6 protein-coding genes are annotated in these 3,706 nt (G+C 72.8%); 2 read left to right on the top strand and 4 right to left on the bottom strand.

All coding sequences use genetic code 11. The features are described 5' to 3' along the window. Both AC1DY2_RS17140 and AC1DY2_RS17135 read left to right on the top strand, forming a co-directional pair. The coding region (locus AC1DY2_RS17140) for a DUF4180 domain-containing protein (RefSeq protein ID WP_476763511.1) at positions 1-319 on the top strand (319 nt) is incomplete at its 5' end. A gap of 76 nt (positions 320-395) precedes the next feature. Next, positions 396-629 (top strand): hypothetical protein, encoded by a 234-nt coding sequence (locus tag AC1DY2_RS17135; protein WP_476763510.1) that lies wholly within the window; start codon positions 396-398, stop codon positions 627-629. Here AC1DY2_RS17135 and AC1DY2_RS17130 read toward each other — a convergent pair whose 3' ends face one another. The 4 genes from AC1DY2_RS17130 to AC1DY2_RS17115 all read right to left on the bottom strand — a co-directional run. After that, complete coding sequence (locus tag AC1DY2_RS17130) at positions 630-839, bottom strand: dodecin (RefSeq protein ID WP_476763509.1); 210 nt, start codon at positions 837-839, stop codon at positions 630-632. Positions 840-935: 96 nt separating this feature from the next. Next, positions 936-1,775 carry a DNA-formamidopyrimidine glycosylase family protein gene (locus AC1DY2_RS17125; protein WP_476763508.1) on the bottom strand — a complete coding sequence of 280 codons (840 nt, stop codon included), beginning with the start codon at positions 1,773-1,775 and terminating at the stop codon, positions 936-938. Positions 1,776-1,871: 96 nt separating this feature from the next. Continuing rightward, positions 1,872-3,296: a hypothetical protein gene (locus AC1DY2_RS17120; protein ID WP_476763507.1), complete on the bottom strand. Its 1,425-nt coding sequence runs from the start codon at positions 3,294-3,296 to the stop codon at positions 1,872-1,874. A gap of 105 nt (positions 3,297-3,401) precedes the next feature. Next, a partial coding sequence (locus tag AC1DY2_RS17115) for an RNA polymerase sigma factor (protein WP_476763506.1) occupies positions 3,402-3,706 on the bottom strand: 305 nt, incomplete at its 5' end.

Below are 3,706 nucleotides of genomic sequence, written 5' to 3'. Positions count from 1 at the left end.
CATCTCGACGCCCGATGACGCCAACGACCTCGTCGGCTCCGCCTGGTCGCACCACGCGAACTTCGTCGTGGTGCCGGTGTCGCGCCTCGACCCCGAGTTCTTCCGGCTGAGCACGGGGATCGCGGGCGAGATCACGCAGAAGCTCGTGAACTACAGGCTGCGCCTCGCGGTCGTCGGCGACATCTCGGAGCATCTCGCCGAGAGCAACGCCCTGCGGGACTTCGTGTGGGAGTCGAACCGCGGCGACCAGATCTGGTTCGTCGGCGACGAAGCGGCGCTGCAGGAGAAGCTCTCGAAGCGGAGCGGCGGGGCCGGCTGAGGGCGCGCGACCGCAGCTCAGGGCGCCGGACGCCGGTGCCCGACACGATGTCGGTGGCTCCTGAGACACTCTCACTATGGAGGTCCTGGAGCTGCGACAGACTCGTCACCTGCGGGTGGGCGACACGCTCGTCAGCGCCTCGGGCCGCACGTTCGAGGTCACGAAGGTGGCCCGCGTCGGCCGGGGCATCCGCGTCGCCTACCGCGACGACGACGGGCGGCCGGGGCGGTTCACCGCCGCGCCCGACGCGGTCAGCCGGGTGCGCCGCGGCCCCGACGAGCACCTCGCCTCGATCACCGGCGCGGCCTGACTACTCCTCGAGCCGGAACCCGACCTTCAGCGTGACCTGGAAGTGCACGACGTTGCCGTCGGCGACCTCGCCGCGCGTCGACACGACCTCGAACCAGTCGACGTTGCGAAGGGTCGAGGTCGCCCGCCCGATGGCGTTGCGGATCGCGGTGTCGATGCTCTCGCCCGATGTGCCGACGATCTCGGTGACCCGGTAGACGTGATCGGTCATGGTCTGCTCCCCACCCCCGCGACGTCGCGGGATGCCTCGACCCTAGCCCGCGCCGCCGCCCGCCGACAGGGCTCGATCGTCTCCGGCGATCGCGCCTCACTTGAGCGCCAGCAGCTCGCCGTGCGTCTGGTCGGTCGGGCAGTACTGGGCGGTGGTGCTCGCGAACGAGAAGTCGCGAATGGTGTCGCCGCAGACCGGGCACGGCTCGCCCGCCCGGCCGTGCACTCGCATTGACGCGACCTTGGCCGCCTTGAGCTCCGCGATCGGCACGCCCCGCTGGGCCTCGATGGCGTCGCCGATCGTCCCGACGGTGGCGGCGAACAACCGATCGGCCTCATCCGCGGTCAACGCGGCGGCGTGCCCGACGGGCGAGATCCTCGCTGTGAACAGGATCTCGTCGGAGTAGGCGTTGCCGATGCCCGCGAGCGACTCCTGGTCTTGCAGCACGGCCTTCACCTGCTTGCGACGMCCGGCGACCGCCGCGTCGAACTGCGCCCGCGAGAAGTCGGGGTGGGCCGGGTCGGGACCGAGCTTCGCCACGGCGGGCACCGCGGCCGGGTCGTCGACCACGAAGCATCCGAGCGAGACCCAGTCACCGGCATCCGTCAGCTCGAGCGTCGAGCCGTCGTCGAACTCGAGCACCACGAGCGTGGGCGGCGCGTCGTCGGGCAGATCGGCCTCGTCGCCGGAAGCGCCCCATCGCGCCCAGCCGTGGCGGCCGAGCGAGACCACGAGGTGCGCCGCACCGAAGGCCACGTCGACATGCTTGCCGTGGCGGGCGGTGCCGGTCACCCGTTCGCCCACGAGCGTCTCGGGCGTGCGTGCCCGGGTCTTCAGCGTGCGGAACTCGACGACGTCGACCCCCGCGAGCGCGCGTCCCGTCAACCGCTCGGCGAGCTCCTCCGTGAGCGCCTGCACCTCTGGTGATTCCGGCATGCCGCCAGCCTTCCACGGGATCGCGCTCGTGAACAGGCCGTGCCGGTTCCGGATGCCGCGGCCGACCGGGATGGCACAGACCCGGTCAGTCCCCGATCACTCCGCCGACGCGAAGTCGAGCTTCGCATCGGCGACGGCGATGACCGACCAGGTGCCGCCCGCGGCATCCGTGAACTCGTAGGCCGGGACGACGAGCACACTGCCGTCGGGCTGCCACTGGCTGGCGAGGCCGAGGCGGGCGCTGACGATCTCGACGTCGTTCACGGGCCAGGCGACGGATGCCCCGTCGGCCGGCGTCGCCGGCGGCTCGGTCGGCGGCACCCACTCGGGAGTCGCGGTCCATCCGTCGGCCGTCTCGATTCCCTGCTCGCGGATGGCGAGCGGCATCGCGGTCACCTGCGCGCCGAACCGGGGGTCGGAGAGCCGCTCGAACGCCTCCTGCTCGCTGACCACCGGGTAGTCGCCGAGGTTCACGAGCTCGGCGAGCGCGCCGTAGGCGCTCACGATGCCGCCGTCGGTCAGCTCGAGGCTCCACGACTGGTCGATGCGCTGCCCGTCGACGACGGGCCAGGCCTGCGCCGAACGGGTGACCGCGCCCTCCCACGTCTCGGAGGTGTACTCGAAGGCACCGGGGTCGCGTCCGACGGAGGCGATGAGCGACCGCAGGGCGTCGATCGCGGCGTCCTCCGACGGCAGGCCGACGGTCGGCGGCTCGCAGGGATCGACGGGGGCGACCTCGCCCGTGCCGTCGGTGCCCTCCGTGCCCGCGCCGGTGTCGGTCGTCGCGCAGTTCCAGGGGTTCAGGAGCGGATCCGAGTAGGAGAAGCTGAGCGTGCCGTCGAGCCCGACGTAGAGCGACGGGGCGGTGCCGTCCTGGGGACCGACCGTCCACGCGCCGTCCTTCAGCTGGGGCGTTCCCGTGACGCCGAGGGCGGCGGCCAGCGCACCGACCGTTTCGGCGTTCGAGGCACCGCGGGCGTCGTACCCGTAGCCGGGCGCGCTGCCCGACGCCGTCGAGAGGCCCGACGAGCGGAAGCTGTTGCGCCCGAACCCGGGGTAGAGCATGCCGCTCGCGCCGGATGCGGAACGCTTGGCCTGATCGGGCGCGGCTCCCGCGATCGCGCCGTCCTGGAGGGTGCTCTGCTCGGTGGTCGCGCCGTCGGCGGCGCCCTGCAGCGAGATGGGCGGGGCTGCGGCGCCCGCGACGTTCGTGAACCCGTTCGTCGAGGCTCCGACGGCGTAGCCGGCTCCGCTGAAGACCACGAGCGAGGCGGCGACCGCCGCGATGGCGACCCAGGTCGGGCGGCGGCGCGCACGCTCGGAGGCCAGGTCGGCGACGGGCGACGGCTCGGCCGGCGAGGCATCCGTCGTGGACGTTGCGGTGGCGGCTGCGGCATCCGCCGACGCAGCGGTCGCCCGGGCGACGACCTCGTCGGCGAACCCGGCGCGGGGCTCGACCGACGCAGCGGGATCAGCGGCGCGGAGCCGCGCCACCGGGTCGAGCTCGTTGTCGTCATGCATGTCGATCACCCTCCGTGACGTTCGTTCATAGACGGATATGTCCGGCGAGGCCGGAACCTTGCACCCGACGCCGAAGGACCCGCGCGCGTGCCGTGCCGTGTCGCGCTAGAAGGACAGCCGCTCGCCCCACGCCTCGCGGAGGCGCTTGCGGGCACGCGAGAGCGCGGCATCCGCCCCCGACCGGGAGATGCCGAGCACCTCGGCGAGCTCGGCGCCGTCGAGGCCGTCCCACGCGTGCAGGAGCAGGATCTGCCGATCGCGCTCACCGACGCTCGCAAGCGCGCCACGCAGCTCGGCATCGAACAGGGCGCTCAGCTCGGGGTCGTCGCTCACGCGCACCGCCCCCGACTCGGGCACCTCGTCGACGGCGAGGTCGACGGTCTTGCGCCGGTGGTTCGCGAGGGTGAAGC

It is taken from the genome of Agromyces sp. P1_H4, from assembly GCF_056405255.1.
Note: the sequence above shows the minus strand (reverse complement) of the source record. Positions and strands in the feature narration are given on the sequence as shown.